The 19,499-nt window shown below is 35.6% G+C and carries 18 protein-coding genes; 7 read left to right on the forward strand and 11 right to left on the reverse strand.

Translation table 11 applies throughout. The features are described 5' to 3' along the window. Positions 1-18: 18 nt before the first annotated feature. The 11 genes from AHA02nite_RS02150 to rpmH all read right to left on the reverse strand — a co-directional run bounded on the left by AHA02nite_RS02150 (position 19) and on the right by rpmH (position 9,917). Positions 19-735, reverse strand: coding sequence for a DUF554 domain-containing protein (locus AHA02nite_RS02150; protein ID WP_146814118.1), 717 nt, complete (start codon positions 733-735; stop codon positions 19-21). Between the two features lie 101 nt (positions 736-836). Next, entirely contained in the window at positions 837-1,676 is an 840-nt protein-coding gene (locus AHA02nite_RS02155; RefSeq protein ID WP_146813911.1) for a ParB/RepB/Spo0J family partition protein, read from the reverse strand. Then, a complete protein-coding gene (locus AHA02nite_RS02160; RefSeq protein ID WP_146813913.1) occupies positions 1,657-2,430 on the reverse strand; it encodes a ParA family protein in 774 nt (257 codons plus the stop codon). Before AHA02nite_RS02160 ends, AHA02nite_RS02155 begins: the two co-directional genes overlap by 20 nt. Positions 2,431-2,560: 130 nt before the next feature. After that, positions 2,561-3,418 carry a nucleoid occlusion protein gene (gene noc / locus AHA02nite_RS02165; RefSeq protein ID WP_146813915.1) on the reverse strand — a complete coding sequence of 286 codons (858 nt, stop codon included), beginning with the start codon at positions 3,416-3,418 and terminating at the stop codon, positions 2,561-2,563. 215 nt (positions 3,419-3,633) lie between these two features. Next, positions 3,634-4,353 (reverse strand): 16S rRNA (guanine(527)-N(7))-methyltransferase RsmG, encoded by a 720-nt coding sequence (gene rsmG / locus AHA02nite_RS02170; RefSeq protein ID WP_146813917.1) that lies wholly within the window; start codon positions 4,351-4,353, stop codon positions 3,634-3,636. Positions 4,354-4,362: 9 nt separating this feature from the next. Beyond that, on the reverse strand, positions 4,363-6,252 hold the full coding sequence (mnmG, locus tag AHA02nite_RS02175) for a tRNA uridine-5-carboxymethylaminomethyl(34) synthesis enzyme MnmG (RefSeq protein WP_146813919.1): 1,890 nt from the start codon (positions 6,250-6,252) through the stop codon (positions 4,363-4,365). A 28-nt stretch (positions 6,253-6,280) separates the two neighbouring features. Then, a complete protein-coding gene (gene mnmE / locus AHA02nite_RS02180; protein WP_146813921.1) occupies positions 6,281-7,657 on the reverse strand; it encodes a tRNA uridine-5-carboxymethylaminomethyl(34) synthesis GTPase MnmE in 1,377 nt (458 codons plus the stop codon). 210 nt (positions 7,658-7,867) lie between these two features. Next, a complete protein-coding gene (jag, locus tag AHA02nite_RS02185; RefSeq protein WP_146813923.1) occupies positions 7,868-8,497 on the reverse strand; it encodes an RNA-binding cell elongation regulator Jag/EloR in 630 nt (209 codons plus the stop codon). Beyond that, the gene (gene spoIIIJ, locus AHA02nite_RS02190) at positions 8,494-9,267 is read right to left on the reverse strand and encodes a YidC family membrane integrase SpoIIIJ (RefSeq protein WP_146813925.1); all 774 of its coding nucleotides are present in this window, start codon (positions 9,265-9,267) and stop codon (positions 8,494-8,496) included. The genes jag and spoIIIJ overlap by 4 nt, the downstream gene beginning before the upstream one ends. A 98-nt stretch (positions 9,268-9,365) precedes the next feature. Next, positions 9,366-9,707 (reverse strand): ribonuclease P protein component, encoded by a 342-nt coding sequence (gene rnpA, locus AHA02nite_RS02195; protein WP_146814120.1) that lies wholly within the window; start codon positions 9,705-9,707, stop codon positions 9,366-9,368. Between the two features lie 75 nt (positions 9,708-9,782). Beyond that, the gene (gene rpmH, locus AHA02nite_RS02200) at positions 9,783-9,917 is read right to left on the reverse strand and encodes a 50S ribosomal protein L34 (protein ID WP_017185403.1); all 135 of its coding nucleotides are present in this window, start codon (positions 9,915-9,917) and stop codon (positions 9,783-9,785) included. A gap of 542 nt (positions 9,918-10,459) precedes the next feature. On the opposite strand from rpmH, the gene dnaA reads away from it, so the two are divergent. The 7 genes from dnaA to gyrA all read left to right on the forward strand — a co-directional run bounded on the left by dnaA (position 10,460) and on the right by gyrA (position 19,499). Then, positions 10,460-11,803 (forward strand): chromosomal replication initiator protein DnaA, encoded by a 1,344-nt coding sequence (gene dnaA, locus AHA02nite_RS02205; RefSeq protein ID WP_146813927.1) that lies wholly within the window; start codon positions 10,460-10,462, stop codon positions 11,801-11,803. Positions 11,804-11,987: 184 nt separating this feature from the next. Beyond that, entirely contained in the window at positions 11,988-13,133 is a 1,146-nt protein-coding gene (gene dnaN / locus AHA02nite_RS02210; RefSeq protein ID WP_146813929.1) for a DNA polymerase III subunit beta, read from the forward strand. Positions 13,134-13,293: 160 nt separating this feature from the next. Next, positions 13,294-13,515, forward strand: a complete 222-nt coding sequence (gene yaaA, locus AHA02nite_RS02215; protein ID WP_146813931.1) for a S4 domain-containing protein YaaA — start codon at positions 13,294-13,296, stop codon at positions 13,513-13,515. 23 nt (positions 13,516-13,538) lie between these two features. Beyond that, the gene (recF, locus tag AHA02nite_RS02220; protein WP_146813933.1) at positions 13,539-14,657 is read left to right on the forward strand and encodes a DNA replication/repair protein RecF; all 1,119 of its coding nucleotides are present in this window, start codon (positions 13,539-13,541) and stop codon (positions 14,655-14,657) included. A 9-nt stretch (positions 14,658-14,666) separates the two neighbouring features. Then, the gene (remB, locus tag AHA02nite_RS02225) at positions 14,667-14,951 is read left to right on the forward strand and encodes an extracellular matrix regulator RemB (RefSeq protein WP_146813935.1); all 285 of its coding nucleotides are present in this window, start codon (positions 14,667-14,669) and stop codon (positions 14,949-14,951) included. Between the two features lie 39 nt (positions 14,952-14,990). Next, positions 14,991-16,913, forward strand: a complete 1,923-nt coding sequence (gene gyrB, locus AHA02nite_RS02230) for a DNA topoisomerase (ATP-hydrolyzing) subunit B (RefSeq protein ID WP_146814122.1) — start codon at positions 14,991-14,993, stop codon at positions 16,911-16,913. A gap of 111 nt (positions 16,914-17,024) precedes the next feature. Next, on the forward strand, positions 17,025-19,499 hold the full coding sequence (gyrA, locus tag AHA02nite_RS02235; protein WP_174758175.1) for a DNA gyrase subunit A: 2,475 nt from the start codon (positions 17,025-17,027) through the stop codon (positions 19,497-19,499).

Below are 19,499 nucleotides of genomic sequence, written 5' to 3' on the forward strand. Positions count from 1 at the left end.
CTTAGCACCCATCTTATATTAAAACCAATTACCAACTTGGATATAAAAGTACAATACAATTCCAACCGTGATTAAACTAGGAAGTAAATTAGCTACTCTAATCTGTGTAATCTTTAGCAAGTTAAGGCCAATCGCTACAATTAATAACCCACCTGTTGCTGTCATATCTTCAATAAATAATTCTAACAAATACTCTGGTACAAAACGGTCAATTTGAGTAGCAAACAAAGCAATACTCCCTTGGTACAAGACAACTGGTATAGCTGAGAATATGACACCAATCCCTAAAGTGGTAGTCAACACTAGCGCCACAAAACCATCGATTAACGCTTTTGTAAACAATATTTCATGGTCTCCTCTTAAACCACTGTCTAATGCTCCTACAACAGCCATTGCTCCAATCACGAATATTAAAGAAGCTGTCACAAATCCTTCTGCAATATTAGACTCTTCTCGCTTTCCTTTAAACTTAACTTCAATAAATGCGCCAAGACGGTTTAACTTTTCATCAAGGTCAAATAGCTCACCTATAACCGCACCTGTTAATAGACTAAGCAAAATGACGATTATGCGATCTGATGCAAATCCCATCGAAAGTCCAATCAGGATCACTGTTAGCCCTATTCCGCTCATTACCGTTTCTTTAAACCGCTCTGGAATTCGATTAAAAAACAGACCAAACAATGTACCAATCAGGATTCCTATTCCATTAACAATCGGACCTAGTAGTTCGATTATAACCACCACGCTTTTCTAAGAAATAGCCAACACATAAAATGTTTCACGTGAAACATTTATGAAAAAAGTCTATCCTCTCATTAAGGATAGACATCAATTTATTCATTCGTATACATAAGTAATTCAATGATTCGGTCTAGATCTTCTCGATCAAAATATTCAATTTCGATTTTCCCTTTTTGTTTACCTTGTTGAATACTTACACCAGTACCTAACTTCTCTCGTAACTCATTTTCTTTCGATGTTATGAAAACATCTTTTTTCGTTTTCGGTTTTTTCTTCGGTTTGTTGCTAAGATTTGTAATAAGCTCTTCGGTTTGTCTTACATTTAAACCTTCTTTACGAACCTTTTCTGCGACTAGATATAGTTGATCCTCATCCTTAATTGAGAGTAGCGCACGTGCGTGTCCCATTGATAATTCTTTACTATTCACCATAGCGCGAACTCTTTCTGGTAAGGAAAGCAAACGAACCATGTTTGCTATGTGTGGACGACTTTTACCTAGACGCTTAGCTAATTCATCTTGTTTAATTTTCAATTCATTAATTAATCTGTCATAAGCTTCAGCTTCTTCAATCGGGCTTAAATCCTCACGTTGCAAGTTCTCTAACAACGCTAGCTCCATCATTTGTTCTTCTGACAATTCCCTTACAACAGCTGGAATTGTAGTGAAGCCAGCTTCTTTAGATGCACGAAAACGTCTTTCACCTACGACAATTTCGTAACCTTTAATTGCTTTTCGAACGATGATTGGCTGTAATACACCGTGTTCCACAATTGAATCTTTAAGTTCCTCTATTGCTTCAGTATCAAATACTTTACGTGGCTGATATGGATTTGGTCGACAGGCTTTCAGCTCAACTTCCTGCACTGATTCCTCATAATAATCCACTTCTTGAAAGATTGTGTTTAAACCTTTACCCAACCCTTTGGCCATTCGCCATCACTTCCTTCGCTAGATCGCTATATACTTCTGCGCCTTTAGACTTTGAATCATACTGTATGATAGGCTCTCCATGACTTGGTGCCTCTCCTAAGCGAACATTTCTTGGGATGACTGAGTTGAACACCTTATCTTGAAAATACTTTTTAACCTCTTCAATAACTTGAATCCCTAAATTTGTTCTAGCATCAAACATCGTTAGCAATACACCTTCGATTTGAAGACTTTGGTTTAAACGACGTTGGACTAGTCTGACTGAATTCAACAATTGGCTTAAACCTTCCAATGCATAATATTCACATTGTACCGGGATTACAACGCTATCTGCTGCAGTTAAAGCGTTTAATGTTAATAACCCTAAAGATGGAGGGCAATCGATAATTATATAGTCATAATCGTATCTAACGCTTTCTAAAGCTTTTCTTAAACGAAGTTCTCTTGAAATTGTTGGTACTAATTCAATTTCTGACCCTGCTAACTGTATTGTTGCCGGTATTGCATCTAAATTAGGTACCTTTGAAGGAACGCATACATTTTTAGCGTCCTCTTCCTCAATTAATATGTCATAAATACACGTTTCCATATCCCCTTTATTTATGCCAACTCCACTAGTGGCATTTCCTTGAGGATCTATATCAATAAGTAATACTTTATTATTTAAATTAGCTAAACAAGCGCTCAGATTGACTGCTGTCGTTGTTTTTCCTACGCCACCTTTTTGGTTTGCGATGGCAATGACTTTCCCCATAATGTCACCTGCCCTATAAAATTTTATCAACATCTATTATTCTACCATGAAATCGAATTTTGTTATATGTAATATGCTAGAAAAAAAGACCCATCTTTTTAAAAAAGATGGGAAATCATGGCTCAATTCATTATTTTTTTGGTATTTTAATTGTTATTTGGTAATAATCATCGACTTCTTCTTCTTCTGTCTCAACGTCCATCCCAGTATCTTGCACCATATTTAATGATTGTCTTATAGTGTTAAGAGCAATGCGGACATCTTTATTAACACCTTGTACTTTCGGTTTGCGTGTTTTCTTTTCCTCTTTCTCTCCTGGGTTTAACACTTGTTGGACTCGTTCTTCTGTTTGTTTAACATTTAATTGTTCTTCAATAATTTGAGACAACACTTTTTCTTGTAATGATTCATCTTTTAATGCGATGAGTGCTCTTGCATGTCTTTCTGTAATTTGTTTATTTAATAACGATTGTTGAACAACACTTGGTAGTTTAAGTAATCTTAATTTATTTGCGATCGTTGACTGACTTTTCCCTAAACGTTGTGCTAAGGCTTCTTGTGTAAGTCCGTGAGTGTGAAGTAGTTGGTCGTAAGCTATTGCTTCTTCTACAACTGTTAACTCTTCACGTTGTAAGTTTTCTATTAAAGCAACTGAAGCAGTCTCCGTATCAGTCATGTTTTTTACGATTGCAGGGATTGTCTCCCATTCTAATGAAGTGACTGCACGCCACCTGCGTTCACCAGCAATCAATTCATAGGCATCATGGTCTTCTAACTTACGTACTACAATCGGCTGAATCATACCATGTGTATGGATTGTTTGTGCTAATTCCGAGATCTTTTCTTCATCAAAAATGGTTCTAGGTTGATATTGATTCGGTTGAATCTTACTTACTTCTATCTCGACAACTTCATTTGCCTGAATATTGCTTTGCTGTTCATCTGATTTGGTTTCATTCTTGCCAAACAATCTACTAAGCGAACTCATTCAGTTGGCACCTACCTTCTACAACTCTCTTAATCTATGTAAAAAATGAAATGTTTCACGTGAAACATTTCATTCATAATCATAAGATTACTGTTCATCATTGTTCTATCGCTCTTACTCTATTTTTATATTACCACAAAAGTAGAGTGAATATAAAGTGAAACTTAATGATATTCCTTCGTGATAATATGGCAAATATCTACATGTTTCTACTATCATTCGATTGGTTCTTTGTTTGGTGTGCCTGGTTTTCTAGGATATTTATTAGGTGTTTTGCGTTTTTTATTAACTTGCACAATATGTCGCTCACTGTTCTCAAATGGCAAATTAAATCGATTGTTGTCTTTTAATTCACCACCTAAAGTTTTAATAGCTAGCTTACCGGTCTCTAATTCTTCAGTAATATTAGGGCCTTTCATCATAATAAAGTCTCCATTTACTTTAACTAGAGGTAAGCATAGTTCGCTTAACACAGATGTCCGAGCGACTGCGCGAGCCATTACTAGGTCAAAAGTTTCTCTAAACTTTTTGTTTTTCGCAAAGGTTTCTGCTCGATCATGATAAAAAGCAACATTAGTTAAATTTAGTTCATCAGCTAGTTGATTTAAAAAAGTAATGCGTTTCTTTAATGAATCGACAATGGTAACTTTTAAATCAGGATAAACAATTTTGAGCGGGATTGAAGGGAATCCCGCTCCTGCACCAACATCACAAATAGAAAAATGTTCAGAGCTAAAATCATAATAGAAAGCGGCAGTTATAGAATCAAAAAAATGTTTTAAATAAACTTCTTCACGGTCGGTAATCGCAGTTAAGTTCATATTGTTATTCCATTCAACTAATAACTCATAGTACTGATAAAATTGTTTTAGCTGCTGTTCGTTTAAGTTAATGCCATGCTCTTTTAATGCATCTTGAAACTGTTTTTCGTTCATAAGCACCCTCTATTCATTTGCAGCGGATTTCGTTTTGTAACTTTGTTCTAAATAGACAAGTAAAATTGAAACGTCTGCAGGGTTTACACCTGAAATACGAGAAGCTTGACCTACTGACAATGGACGTACCTTTTTCAAACGATCTTTAGCTTCTGTAGCTAAACCGCTAATGTCATCATAATCAATATGGTCTGGAATTTTTTTGTTTTCCATCTTACGCATTTTATCAACTTGCTGATTAGATTTCTTAATATAACCTTCATACTTCACTTGAATTTCTACCTGCTCTTCAACGTCATTAGGTAGTTTTTCTTCGGGTGGTGTAATGCGTTTAATGGTTTCGTATTTCACTTCTGGTCTACGTAATAGATCGATCGCTAAAATGCCATCTTTTAATTTAGAACCGCCGATCTCTTCAATGATCTGTTGAACCTCTTCGCTTGGCTTAATTCGATAGCCTGTTAAACGGTCTACTTCTTGTTGAATTAATTCTTTTTTACGATTAAAACGTGCGTAACGTTCTTCTGGAATTAATTCCATTTCATAGCCAATATCAGTTAAGCGAAGATCTGCATTATCGTGACGTAGTAGTAAACGATACTCTGCTCGTGACGTTAATAAACGGTAAGGTTCATTAGTTCCTTTTGTTACTAAATCATCGATCATAACACCAATATAAGCTTGTGAACGATCTAAAATTAACGGCTCTTTATTTAATGCTTGTGCAGCTGCATTAATACCTGCCATTAACCCTTGACCAGCCGCTTCTTCATAACCACTTGTTCCGTTAATTTGACCTGCAGTATATAAACCTTGAATTTGCTTTGTCTCTAAAGTAGGCCATAATTGAGTAGGCACAACAGCATCATATTCAATTGCATATCCTGCGCGCATTATTTCAGCTTTTTCTAAACCTGGTACTGTTTCAAGCATCTGTTTTTGGACGTATTCTGGTAAAGATGTAGATAGTCCTTGGACGTAAATCTCATCCGTGTTTCGCCCTTCTGGTTCTAAAAACACTTGGTGACGAGGTTTATCATTAAAACGAACAATTTTATCTTCAATTGACGGACAATACCTTGGGCCTGTTCCGCGATCAGCACCGGAGTACATCGCTGATTTACTTAAGTTATCATCAATGATTTGGTGAGTTACTTCACCTGTATATGTTAACCAGCACGGAATTTGATCAGTAATATACTCAGTCGTTTCATATGAAAAAGCGCGTGGTACTTCATCACCCGGTTGCTCTTCTGTTTTGGAGTAATCAATTGTATGAGAATTCACTCGCATTGGGGTACCCGTTTTGAATCGAACTAAGTCAAAACCTAACTCATCTAATTGTTCAGATAACGTGATTGTTGGTCGTTGGTTATTAGGACCGCTTTCGTACTCTATATCTCCAATTAACACTTTCCCGCGCATAAAAGTACCTGTAGTAATGATCACTTGGTCTGCATAATAACACGCTCTGGTCTCTGTTTTGACGCCTTTTACTTCACCATCTTCAACTAGCAATTCTTCAACCATACCTTGACGTAGTGTTAAGTTTTCTTGTTTTTCGATTACGCGCTTCATTTCTTGTTGGTATAACACTTTATCTGCTTGGGCACGTAAAGCTCGAACAGCTGGCCCTTTACTTGTATTTAATAGACGCATTTGTATATGCGTTTGATCGATTGTTTTACCCATTTGGCCGCCGAGTGCATCAACCTCTCGAACGACAACACCTTTTGCAGGCCCACCAACAGATGGATTACATGGCATAAAAGCAATTAAATCTAAATTTAAAGTGAGCATTAACGTCTTTGCTCCACGTTTAGCTGCGGCTAAACCAGCTTCTACACCTGCGTGGCCTGCACCAATTACTATGACATCGTAACGCCCTGCATCATACATGAAGACAACCTCCTTTATCTTAAGTTTCTTATTTACCTAAACAGAATTGAGAGAATAATTGATCGATCAGTGATTCATGTACATCTTCACCGATAATTTCGCCTAATAACTCCCAAGTTCTTGTAATATCAATTTGTATTAAGTCTAATGGCATACCCATTTCTAATGAATTTAAAGCGTCATTTAAAGCATCTTCTGATTGTTCTAGAAGTTGAATGTGACGAACGTTAGAGACGTAAGTTAAATCACCTTGGTCTAACTCTCCATCGAAAAATGTATCTGCAATAGCCTGCTCTAATTCATCGATACCTTGTTCTTCAACTAATGACGTCGTGATAATCGGAGCTCCATTAGCTGCTTTTGTCACTTCATTCATGTCTATTTCTTGATTTAAATCTGTTTTGTTGACAATAGCAATTACATCTAAATCACGTGCTGCTTCAAATAGAGCTTGGTCTTCTTTAGAAAAAGGTTCATTACCATTTAAAACAAGTAAGATTAAATCCGCATCTTGAAGTGCCTGCCTCGAACGCTCGACACCAATTTTCTCAACTATATCCTCAGTTTCACGAATTCCAGCGGTGTCAATTAACCTTAATGGTACTCCGCGTACGTTAACATATTCTTCAATAACATCACGTGTAGTACCTGGAACATCAGTTACGATCGCTTTGTTTTCATGAGCTAAAACGTTCATTAAAGATGATTTCCCGACATTAGGTTTTCCGATGATCGCTGTAGCAATTCCTTCGCGTAAAATTTTACCTTGCTTAGCTGTACGAAGTAATGACTGAATTTCACCTTTAACATATTGAGCACGCTCTCTTAATAATTCATGTGTCATTTCTTCTACATCATCATATTCTGGATAATCTATATTCACTTCAACATGTGCAACTGTTTCAATTAACTGTTGGCGAAGATCGCGAATTAAATTCGATAATCTTCCATCCATTTGTTTTAATGCAACAGACATTGCACGATCAGTCTTAGAACGAATTAGATCCATAACGGCTTCAGCTTGTGACAAGTCAATACGGCCATTTAGAAAAGCTCTTTTCGTAAACTCACCTGGCTCAGCTAATCTGGCACCATGTCTTAACACAAGTTGAAGAACACGGTTAACTGATACCATTCCACCGTGACAGTTAATCTCGATCGTATCTTCACGGGTGAAGGTTTTGGGTGCCTTCAATACTGAAACCATAACTTCTTCTAATTGGTCTTCTGTTTTTGGATCAACGATTTTCCCATAATGGATTGTATGGGAGTCGACTTGTTGTAAATCTTTCGTCGGTAATATTTGATTTGTAATTGAGATAGCTTCATCTCCAGTTAATCGCACAATCGCAATAGCACCTTCTCCAACTGGTGTTGAAATAGCTGCAATTGTATCTTGTTCCATGACCTTCACCCCTTTAAAGCACAATTTCCTAACTAAACACAATAACACAAAACGAGTCAAAAGGAAAGAAATACAAGCATGTTATGCCTTAGGTTCAATCTTTTTAATAAACTATAGTCTACTTATTAGCATGACCATAGTTATTACTTTTTAAGACACTTATCCAAAAGAAAAAGCCAACCTTATGAAAGGTTAGCTTTAAATATCGTATTACGATAAATTGTTCGGTTGAATCACAACTCTTCGATTCGGATCTTTTCCGTCTGAGTAAGTTGAAACTTCGCTGTGGTCATGAAGAGCAGTGTGAATAATTTTTCTTTCAAATGAAGGCATTGGTTCAATTTGAACTTCTTCGTTTAGCCTCATAGCTTTTTTAGCTAAATTACTTGCCAGATTTTCTAAAGTTTCTTTCCGTCGTTCACGGTAACCTTCAGCATCTACAACGACTGTAATATAAGAGTTTTGGTCTTTATTCACAACTAAACTAGTTAAATACTGTAGTGAATTAATCGTTTGACCTCTTTTACCGATCAGTAATCCGATCCGATCACCGATTAACTCATATGTTACTTCATTACCTTGCTGAGTAACTGTTACATCAGTACCTTCTGCTCCCATTTCCAGTGCGATGTTTTGAAGGTATGACTTCCCTTCACTGACTAAATCACGCTTTTCTTGAATTTTTACGTAAGCACGTTTAGCTCCAAAGACACCTAGAAGACCTTTCTTTCCTTCATCAATCACTTCAACATTCACTTGATCTTCTGTTAAATCTAATTGATTTAAAGCATTTTCTTTTGCCTCTTCAACTGTTTGACCACTAGCCGTTATTTCTCTCACTTGTTCGATCCTCCATTATTTTTTTCGAATTCTCTCATCATTGGACGACGAATTAATAGTGTTTGAGCAATCATAAAGAAGTTACCTACTACCCAGTACAACGCTAATGCTGCTGGGAAGAACAATGCAAATGCACCAATCATTACTGGTAACAAGTATAACATAATTTGCATTTGTGGGTTGTCAGCTGCTGGTGTACCAGCCATCATAATTTTTTGCTGAATGAACGTTGTAGCAAAAGTGATGATCGCTAAGATAATACTTGGCTCACCTAATGCAAACCACAAGAAACTATGTTCAGCAATCTCATCTGTTCTAACGATCGCATGATAGAATGCAATCAAGATCGGCATTTGCGCTATAATTGGTAAACAACCTGCTAACGGGTTAACGCCGTGACGCTGGAACAATGCCATCGTCTCTTGTTGTAATTTTTGCTGTGTTTGTGCATCTTTAGATGAATACTTTTCACGAATCTCTTTTAATTCTGGTTGAATTAACTGCATTGCTTGAGATGATTTTAACTGTTTAACGTTTAAAGGTAAGATTAAAATCCTTAATAATACCGTTACAATAACGATTGCAGCACCAAAAGCTTCATTAAAGACTCCTTCAGCAATATATGTGATTAAAAATGATAGCGGATATACGAAGAAACTATTCCATATTCCTTCACTTTCTGACGTAATAGGTTCATTAATTTCAAAACAACCAGATAGTAAAGTTGCCATAGCAATTAAGGAACCAATTAATAACAGTCTTTTACGCAATTGTTGTTCCTCCTAACTTTCCTTTCCAATACACACTTCACACACTAAAAGTATTTTAGCATTATTCAACTATACATACTATATATGAATATTACTATTTATTGACGAAATTTCTTCGTTTTTTTCAACAGATGATTTAAACTACTTTTTATTTCATAGTAACCCATATTTCGAGTTGGCATTCTAGTAATGATCACGTAATCATAATTAGGTTTTATATCAGATTCTAAATCAATAAAAGCTTGTCTTAAATAACGTTTGATCTGGTTACGTAACACAGCATTCCCAATTTTTTTGCCCACAGATAAACCAACTCTGAAATGGGATTGTTCTTCCTTTTCCAGTGCATAAATAACTAACTGTCGATTAGCAAATGAATGACCATCTTTAAATATCTGCTGAAACTCTTCATTTTTTTTAACTCGATAAGCTTTCTTCAAATACGATCTTCCCATCTAGTTATTACTAAACCTTTTAGTTACTAGAAAAAAGACCACTGATAAGTCTTCAGTGGTCTAGGCAGAAAGAACTTTTCTTCCTTTACGACGACGACGCGCTAGAACTTTTCTTCCGTTCTTAGTAGACATACGTGCGCGGAAGCCGTGTACTTTATTACGCTTACGATTATTTGGTTGATAAGTGCGTTTCATGATCTACACCTCCTGCAATTAGACAAACTTACTTCGTTCCATAAGCAGTCCAAATTAGTATATTAAAATTTAGCATTGAATGTCAACAGACAAACCATTACATATTATAACGCATAATTTATAACAACTCAATGATACTTTATTATTCATTATCCACAACCCTTACTTAATTTAAACAAACCATTTTGTTAATATCCACATGAGTTTTCATCAAAAACCCACACTTTTCACCCTTGTGGATAGTTTTTAGTCACATGATTGTTTTCTTTGTGGATAAGTTAGATAAAACATTGAAAGTTCTATGTTTATTTGTTATGATTATGTTGTTTTAACCGTGGATAACATATGTAAGCAAAATAGATTCTCCACAGATTGTGGATACAATGTGAATAAACATACACATGTTGTTTAGGGACTTACTCACATTAATGTGGATATTGTCGATATCTGTTATAATTTCTTGTATACTCTAATTAAAAATATCCACATACATAATTTTTTTACCCCCATCCACGATTCAAACAGAAAGGGTGTGTAACTGTTTGCAAAACATCTCTGAAATTTGGAACGAGACATTAAAAGAACTAGAGAAAAAAATAAGCAAACCTAGCTTTGACACTTGGTTAAAATCTACTGAAGCAAAAGCAATTGATGGTGGAAATATATATATTGTTGCACCAAATGAATTTGCAAGAGATTGGTTGGAAAATAGCTATTCAAATTTAATCTCTGAAACAGTTTACGAATTAACTGGATCACAACTAACTCCAAAGTTCATTATTCCAGAAACTAAAGGAGAAGATGAGCCTGTTAATCAACCAATTAAAAAAATGAACCAAACAAAAAGTGAACAAGATTCAAAGACGATGCTTAACTCTAAGTATACGTTTGAAACATTTGTTATTGGTTCTGGTAACCGTTTTGCCCATGCTGCTTCACTAGCTGTTGCTGAGGCTCCAGCTAAAGCTTATAACCCTCTATTTATTTATGGAGGCGTTGGTTTAGGGAAAACGCACTTAATGCATGCCATTGGACATTATGTAATTGAACATAATCCAGATGCAAAAGTAGTCTATTTATCGTCAGAGAAGTTCACTAATGAGTTTATTAACTCTATTAGAGATAACAAAACAATCGATTTTAGAAATAAATACCGTAATGTGGACGTGCTGTTAATTGATGATATTCAATTTTTAGCTGGAAAAGAACAAACACAAGAAGAATTTTTCCACACGTTTAATTCATTACATGAAGACAACAAACAAATTGTCATCTCAAGTGATCGACCACCTAAAGAAATTCCAACATTAGAAGATCGCTTGCGTTCACGTTTCGAATGGGGCTTAATTACAGACATTACACCTCCAGATTTAGAGACGAGAATCGCTATTTTAAGGAAAAAGGCAAAAGCTGATGGGTTAGATATCCCTAATGAAGTCATGCTTTATATCGCTAATCAAATTGACACGAACATTAGAGAACTTGAAGGCGCATTAATTAGAGTTGTAGCCTATTCATCTCTCGTTAACGAAGATATAGATGCTTCACTAGCTGCAGATGCCTTAAAGGATATCGTGCCTAATTCAAAACCGAAAGAAATTACGATTAAAGGAATTCAAGAAGTGATCGCTAATCGTTTTAACATTCAACTGGATGATTTCGCAGCTAAAAAACGTACAAAATCAGTTGCTTTCCCAAGACAGATTGCTATGTATTTAGCTCGTGAGTTAACTGACTTTTCGCTACCTAAAATTGGTGAAGAGTTTGGGGGCCGAGATCATACAACAGTTATTCATGCTCATGAAAAGATTTCTAAGATGATTTCTGATGATTTACAGCTTCAAAGAGAAATTGATGAGTTAACTGAACAAATAAAAACTAGTTAATCACAATTGTTAACAGTGTTAATAACTCATACAAACATACGAACAGGTTATTAACATGTGGATAACCCGTGTTGTTTATTGAAAATAGACTTGTCCACAAATTCACAACCCCTATTACTATGAATACTATTTATATTAAAAATAAATAAATATATGCGTGGAATATAAAAATTAGGAGGACACTATGAAAATCGTCATCAATCGAGACCAATTAATGCAAAGTATTCAAAATGTCATGAGAGCTATTTCACCTAAAACTACTATTCCGATTCTTTCAGGTATGAAACTAGAAGCAAATGAAGAAGAAGTGAAGCTTACAGGAAGTGATTCAGATATTACAATTGAATCAATTATTCCAAAAGAAGAAGATGGGATCGTTCATATTCACGAAGTTATTCCAGGAAAAGTTGTCGTACAAGCTAAGTTTTTACCTGATATAATTAAAAAGTTACCAGAGGATTTAGTTGAGATTGAAGCTGATGGTGAATTAAATATTACGATTCGTTCTGGAAAAGCTGAATTTACGTTAAATGGACAAGATCCAGAAGAATATCCACAATTACCAGTTTTACAAACAGAAAATAGCTTTCAAATACAAACAGATCTCTTAAAAACATTAATAAGACAAACAAACTTTGCCGTATCAACATCTGAAACTCGACCAATCTTAACAGGTGTACACTTTAAACTTGAAAACGATCAATTAGAACTAGTTGCAACAGATAGCCACCGTTTAGCATCAAGGAAAATAGCAATGAATGAGGAAACAGACTCTTTATCCTTTAAAAACATTGTTATACCAGGTAAAAGTTTAGGAGAATTAAACAAGATCTTAGACGACTCACAAGACTCTATTCAAATAAGTGTTTCTGATAATCAAATCTTATTTAGAACAAAACATTTATTCTTCTTATCTCGTTTATTAGATGGGAATTATCCAGAAACGTCGAGATTAATTCCAGAACAAAGCAAAACAGAAGTTAAAGTCGATTCTAAAGAATTAATGCAAACAATTGATCGTGCTAGTCTTTTAGCTAAAGACAACCGAAACAATATTGTAAAACTAGAAACTAAAGAAAATAATGCTATTGAGATTTCGAGTAATTCACCAGAAATTGGTACAGCAGAAGAAGTTTTAAATACGAATGAAATTTCCGGTGAAGAATTAAAAATATCATTTAACGCTAAATATATGATTGATGCATTAAGAGCGATTGATGCAGAAGAGATAAAGATTCAGTTCACAGGTGCTATGCGACCATTTATTATTGAGCCACTTGATGAAGGAGAACAAATCTTACAACTGATCACACCGGTTCGAACGTATTAAATCATTCATTTAAATTATGACAATTAAAACTAAAGGAACTGAGCCTACTGTTACCCTGTTAAGTAAAAGGCTCAGTTCCTTTTCTTATTGCTTAATCTTTAGTAAAATATATATTTAGGGAAATTCTACAATTAACACATTAAATTAAGAAGGTGACATAATGGCAGAGCCAATTGAAATTAAAACTGATGAGATTACTTTAGGGCAATTTATTAAATTAGCCAACATTGTAGAATCAGGCGGAATGGTAAAAATGTTTTTACAAGATTATAACATTTATGTAAATGGAGAACAGGATCAAAGAAGAGGTCGAAAGCTGAAAATCGATGATCGCGTTGAGGTCGAAGAAGTTGGTACTTTTATCGTAGCAAAAGAAAACTAACTAAGAATTAGGAGTCTCATTTTATGTATATAAAAGAAATATCGGTAGAAAATTATCGAAATTATGATGAACTATCACTACAGTTTGATAACCAAATCAATGTCATAATCGGTGAGAATGCACAAGGTAAAACAAATCTTATGGAGGCTATTTACGTATTAGCCTTTACGAAATCTCATCGAACAGCAAAAGATAAAGAATTAATAAAATGGGACTCTAATTATGCTAAAATAAAAGGAGATGTATTTAAACGTAATCGCTCCTTCCCTTTAGAAGTCATTTTTTCTCAAAAAGGCAAAAAGGCAAAATTTAATCATATTGAGCAGAAACGGTTAAGTGATTATATTGGAGCTTTAAATGTTGTGATGTTTGCTCCTGAACATCTAAATTTAGTAAAGGGAAGCCCACAAGAGCGGCGTAAGTTTATCGATATGGAAATAGGCCAAATTCAGCCTGTTTATATATACCACCTAGGTCAATATCAAAAGATATTAAAACAACGCAATGCACTTTTAAAAGACTTACAGAGACAAAAACAAACAGATCGGACAATGTTAAAAGTTTTAACAGAGCAATTAATTGAACATGGAAGTATAGTTTTAAAGAAAAGGCTACAGTTTCTACAAAAATTAAGAGAATGGGCTACTCCAATACATGATGGAATAAGTCGTGGTTTAGAAGCGTTAACCATTGATTATGAAGGGTCTATTAATGTATCAGAAGACACGGATTTGGAGAGAATAATAGAGACATATACCTCTTATTATGACTCCATTGAAGACCGTGAAGTTGAACGAGGAACGACATTAGCAGGTCCGCATCGAGATGACTTAATCTTCTACGTTAATAATCGTAATGTTCAAACTTATGGTTCACAAGGACAACAAAGAACAACAGCCCTTTCTTTGAAATTAGCGGAAATTGAATTAATTGATCAAGAAGTAGGTGAGTATCCTATTCTTTTATTAGATGATGTTTTAAGTGAGTTAGATGCTCATAGGCAATCTCATTTACTTAATACCATTCAAGGAAAAGTCCAAACATTTGTCACTACAACAAGTGTTGATGGAATTCACCATGAAACGTTAAAAGATGCACAAATATTTAATATTCACAACGGACAGTTGTTATCAGAAAGGTGAGGTTCACTGTTGTTTATACATATTGGTGATGAACACGTCATTCAATCCGATGAAGTCATTTCAATTATAGATTACACATTATATAAATCTTCATCCATTATTGAGGAGATGATTTTTAATCAACGTAAAAATGGAAATGTGACAGAAGTGCAATATGAGGAACCGAAATCAATTGTAATTACAGTTGACCATATTTATTTTAGTTCTTTATCTGTATCCACATTGAATAAGCGTGCGCAAATCTCAAATATTTTAGATCAAATTGATGAAGTTACTGAGGATACACCTGAGTAATGAATGACCATTAAGGAAAATGAAGGTGAGACGATGACAATGGAAGATAATTTAAATCAACAAACAGATTACGGTGCTAGTCAAATCCAAGTATTAGAAGGTCTAGAAGCAGTAAGAAAAAGACCAGGTATGTATATTGGTTCAACAAGTGAAAGAGGCTTACACCATTTAGTATGGGAAGTTGTCGATAATAGTATTGATGAAGCATTAGCTGGTCATTGTGATTCAATTGAAATTATAATTGGAGAAGATAATAGTATTACAGTAACAGACGATGGCCGTGGAATACCGGTTGATTTACACCAAAAAGCAGGTAAACCAGCTTTAGAAGTCATTATGACTGTTTTACACGCTGGCGGTAAGTTCGACGGTGGTTCATATAAAGTTTCTGGTGGTCTACACGGTGTAGGTGCTTCAGTTGTAAATGCTTTATCCAGTGAATGTGAAGTCTATGTCCATCGTGACGGCAAGCTTTATTATCAAAGTTATACGCGAGGTGTTCCTAACGAAGAAGTATCAGTTATTGGTGAAACAGATATTACAGGAACAAGAACACGCTTTAAGCCAGATCCAGAAATTTTCAGTGAAACACAAGAATATTCGTATGACTCGTTACTTAATCGTACACGTGAATTAGCTTACTTAAATAAAAAGCTTAAAATTTCAATAGAAGACCAACGTGAGGAAGAAGAAGTTCGTGAAGACTTTTATTACGAAGGCGGTATTTCTGAGTACGTTGAGCATTTAAATCGTACACGGGAAGCTTTGCATGACCCGATTTATGGTGAAAGTGAATTAGACGATATTACCGTTGAGTTTGCGATTCAATATAACGATGGTTTTGCAAGTAACTTATATTCCTTCGCTAACAATATTAATACGGCTGAAGGCGGTACACATGAATCAGGGTTTAAAACAGCACTGACACGTGTCATTAATGATTATGCGCGTAAAAATCATTTGTACAAAGAAAACGATCCGAACTTAATTGGTGATGATGTACGAGAGGGACTAACTGCGATCATTTCGGTTAAACACCCAGACCCACAATTTGAAGGACAAACTAAAACAAAATTAGGTAATAGTGAAGTTCGTACGATCACAGACCAAATCTTCTCAGATAAATTTTCACAATTTCTAGTTGAGCACCCGAAAGTTGCCAAACAAATCGTTGAAAAAGGTTTAATGGCATCACGTGCTAGAATTGCTGCGAAAAAAGCTCGTGAAGTAACGAGGAGAAAGAGTGCTTTAGAAGTTTCAAGTCTACCAGGTAAGTTAGCGGATTGTGCTACGAAAGATGCAACCTTAAGCGAACTTTACATCGTTGAGGGTGACTCAGCAGGTGGCTCAGCAAAACAAGGACGTGACCGTCATTTCCAAGCGATATTACCGCTAAGAGGTAAAATTATAAACGTCGAAAAAGCTCGCTTAGATAAAATTCTTTCAAACAATGAAATTCGTGCAATCATTACGGCATTAGGTACAGGGATCGGTGAAGAATTCGATTTATCACAAGCACGTTATCAAAAGATCGTTATTATGACCGATGCCGATGTTGACGGTGCGCACATTCGTACTTTGTTATTAACCTTCTTATATCGTTATATGCGCCCATTAGTAGAGAGTGGCTACATTTATATCGCTCAGCCACCTTTATATAAAATGTCTCAAGGTAAAAAAGATTATTACGCTTACAATGAACATGAGATGGAGAAAATATTCGGTGAACTACCAAACTCTCCTAAAATTAGTTTGCAGCGTTACAAAGGTTTAGGTGAAATGAACCCAACACAGCTTTGGGAGACGACAATGAATCCTGAATCTAGAACCTTATTACAAGTAAACTCACAAGATGCTATGGAAGCAGATGAAATCTTTGAAATTTTAATGGGTGATCAAGTAGAACCACGACGTGACTTCATCCAGCAAAATGCGCAATACGTACAAAACTTAGATATTTAACAGTGAATCATTAACGCCTATTCAATGGCGTTAATGTTCTTCTGATTAGGGAGGTAATCACTTTTGGATCAACAACGTCCTCAAGTCCAAGAAATAAATATTAGCCAAGAAATGCGAACGTCATTTTTAGATTATGCGATGAGTGTTATCGTATCTCGTGCATTACCGGATGTCCGTGACGGTTTAAAACCAGTTCACCGCCGTATTTTATATGCTATGCATGATTTAGGAATGCATTCAGATAAAGCTTATAAAAAGTCAGCACGTATTGTCGGTGAAGTAATTGGTAAGTACCACCCACACGGTGACTCAGCCGTATACGATGCGATGGTACGTATGGCACAAGATTTTAACTTCCGTTACATGTTAGTAGATGGCCATGGTAACTTCGGTTCTGTTGACGGTGATGCAGCAGCTGCAATGCGTTATACAGAAGCAAGAATGTCTAAAATTTCAATGGAGATTTTACGTGACATTAATAAAAACACGATAGACTATGCAGAAAACTATGATGGTACGGAAAAAGAGCCTGTCGTATTACCAGCTCGTTTCCCTAACCTTTTAGTTAATGGTGCATCAGGGATTGCTGTTGGTATGGCGACGAATATCCCACCACACCAATTAGGTGAAGTTATTGATGCCGTTTTAGCTTTAAGTGAAAATCCTGATATAACAATCCAAGAACTAATGGAAGGATATATTCACGGACCAGACTTTCCAACTGGTGGTCAAATTTTAGGAAGAAGCGGAATTAGGCAAGCTTTTGAAACTGGAAAAGGCTCAGTAACGATCCGTTCTAAAGCAGATATTGAAGAAGATGCAAACGGTAAAGCAAAAATCATTGTTACCGAGATTCCATTCCAAGTAAACAAAGCGAGATTAATCGAGAAAATAGCGGAGTTAGTTCGAGACAAGAAGATCGATGGAATTACAGACTTACGTGATGAATCCGACCGTGATGGTTTAAGAGTCGTGATTGAAATTCGCCGTGATACTAACCCTAATGTCGTTTTAAATAATCTTTATAAACAGACAGCCTTACAAACTTCATTCGGTATTAATATGCTTGCTTTAGTAGATGGACAGCCTAAAGTACTAAACTTAAAACAATCATTAAGTCATTACTTAGAACACCAAAAAGTAGTCATTGTTAGAAGAACACAGTTTGAATTAGATAAAGCTGAAGCTAGAGCGCATATATTAGAAGGTTTACGTATAGCATTAGATCACTTAGATGAAGTCATCGAACTAATTCGTCAATCACAAACGACTGATATAGCTCGTGAAGGATTAATCACGCGTTTTGGCTTATCTGAAAAACAAGCACAAGCGATCTTAGATATGCGCTTGCAGCGACTAACAGGGTTAGAACGTGAAAAAATTGAAAATGAATATAGTGAATTATCAGAGTTAATTGCGGAGCTTAAAGCGATTTTAGCTGATGAAAATAAAGTATTAGAGATTATTCGTGAAGAATTACTTGAAGTTAAAGAACGCTTTAATGATAAACGTCGAACTGAAATTGTTGCCGGCGGCGTTGACTTAATTGAAGATGAAGACTTAATTCCAGAAGAAACTGTAGTCATCACAGTAACACATAAAGGTTATGTAAAACGTTTACCAGCAACAACTTATCGTACACAAAACCGTGGTGGACGAGGTATTCAAGGTATGAATACTAATGATGATGACTTTGTTGAACATTTAATATCGACTTCGACACACGATACGTTATTGTTCTTTACGAATAAAGGTAAAGTGTATCGAGCTAAAGGGTATGAGATCCCAGAGTTTAGTCGTACAGCAAAAGGTTTACCGCTTGTAAATGTCATTGAAGTTGAAAATGATGAGTGGGTAAATGCTGTAATTACAGTTCGTGAATTTGTTGATGATTGGTATTTATTCTTCACAACGAAAAATGGATTATCCAAACGTACAACACTCGAACAATTTGCTAACATTCGTCGCGGAGGTTTAAGAGCGATTAACTTACGTGAAGACGATGAGTTAATCTCCGTGCGCTTAACCGATGGGGAAAAGCAAATTATGATTGGTACTAAAGATGGTTCGCTAATTCGTTTTGATGAACAAAATGTGCGCGTTATGGGCCGTACAGCAACAGGCGTTAAAGGTATTACATTACATGATGAAGATGAAGTCGTTTCTATGGAGATCTTAAATGAAGGTGTTGAAGTATTAACGGTAACGTCTAAAGGTTACGGTAAGCGTACACCAGAGAGTGAATATCGTATGCAAAACCGTGGTGGTAAAGGTATTTTAACTTGTAAGCTTAACCCAAGAAATGGCCACGTCGTTGCGGTCAAACCAGTAACAGGTGAAGAAGACCTTATGATCATTACGGTTGATGGTGTGTTAATTCGTATGCCTTCTGAATCGATTTCAACTACTGGACGTAACACGCAAGGTGTTCGTTTAATTAGACTGTCAGAAGATGAGGAAGTAGCTACTGTAGCTCCTGTTGAAAAAGAAGAAGACGAGCCAGATGAATTAGAAGAAGACGAAAAAGAAAATGAAGAAACTATTGAAAATGATGGAAAAGATGACGAAATAAAGAATGAAGAGTAA

This window comes from Alkalibacillus haloalkaliphilus (assembly GCF_007991275.1).
Classification (GTDB): domain Bacteria; phylum Bacillota; class Bacilli; order Bacillales; family Alkalibacillaceae; genus Alkalibacillus; species Alkalibacillus haloalkaliphilus.

Excerpts from the sequence above, each read along its gene's own strand:
- AHA02nite_RS02155 (WP_146813911.1), bottom strand. The coding sequence starts at position 1,676 with ATGGCCAAAGGGTTGGGTAAAGGTTTAAACACAATCTTTCAAGAAGTG.
- AHA02nite_RS02160 (WP_146813913.1), bottom strand. The coding sequence starts at position 2,430 with ATGGGGAAAGTCATTGCCATCGCAAACCAAAAAGGTGGCGTAGGAAAA.
- noc (WP_146813915.1), bottom strand. The coding sequence starts at position 3,418 with ATGAGTTCGCTTAGTAGATTGTTTGGCAAGAATGAAACCAAATCAGAT.
- rsmG (WP_146813917.1), bottom strand. The coding sequence starts at position 4,353 with ATGAACGAAAAACAGTTTCAAGATGCATTAAAAGAGCATGGCATTAAC.
- mnmG (WP_146813919.1), bottom strand. The coding sequence starts at position 6,252 with ATGTATGATGCAGGGCGTTACGATGTCATAGTAATTGGTGCAGGCCAC.
- mnmE (WP_146813921.1), bottom strand. The coding sequence starts at position 7,657 with ATGGAACAAGATACAATTGCAGCTATTTCAACACCAGTTGGAGAAGGT.
- rpmH (WP_017185403.1), bottom strand. The coding sequence starts at position 9,917 with ATGAAACGCACTTATCAACCAAATAATCGTAAGCGTAATAAAGTACAC.
- dnaN (WP_146813929.1), top strand. The coding sequence starts at position 11,988 with ATGAAAATCGTCATCAATCGAGACCAATTAATGCAAAGTATTCAAAAT.
- yaaA (WP_146813931.1), top strand. The coding sequence starts at position 13,294 with ATGGCAGAGCCAATTGAAATTAAAACTGATGAGATTACTTTAGGGCAA.
- recF (WP_146813933.1), top strand. The coding sequence starts at position 13,539 with ATGTATATAAAAGAAATATCGGTAGAAAATTATCGAAATTATGATGAA.
- gyrB (WP_146814122.1), top strand. The coding sequence starts at position 14,991 with ATGGAAGATAATTTAAATCAACAAACAGATTACGGTGCTAGTCAAATC.
- gyrA (WP_174758175.1), top strand. The coding sequence starts at position 17,025 with ATGCGAACGTCATTTTTAGATTATGCGATGAGTGTTATCGTATCTCGT.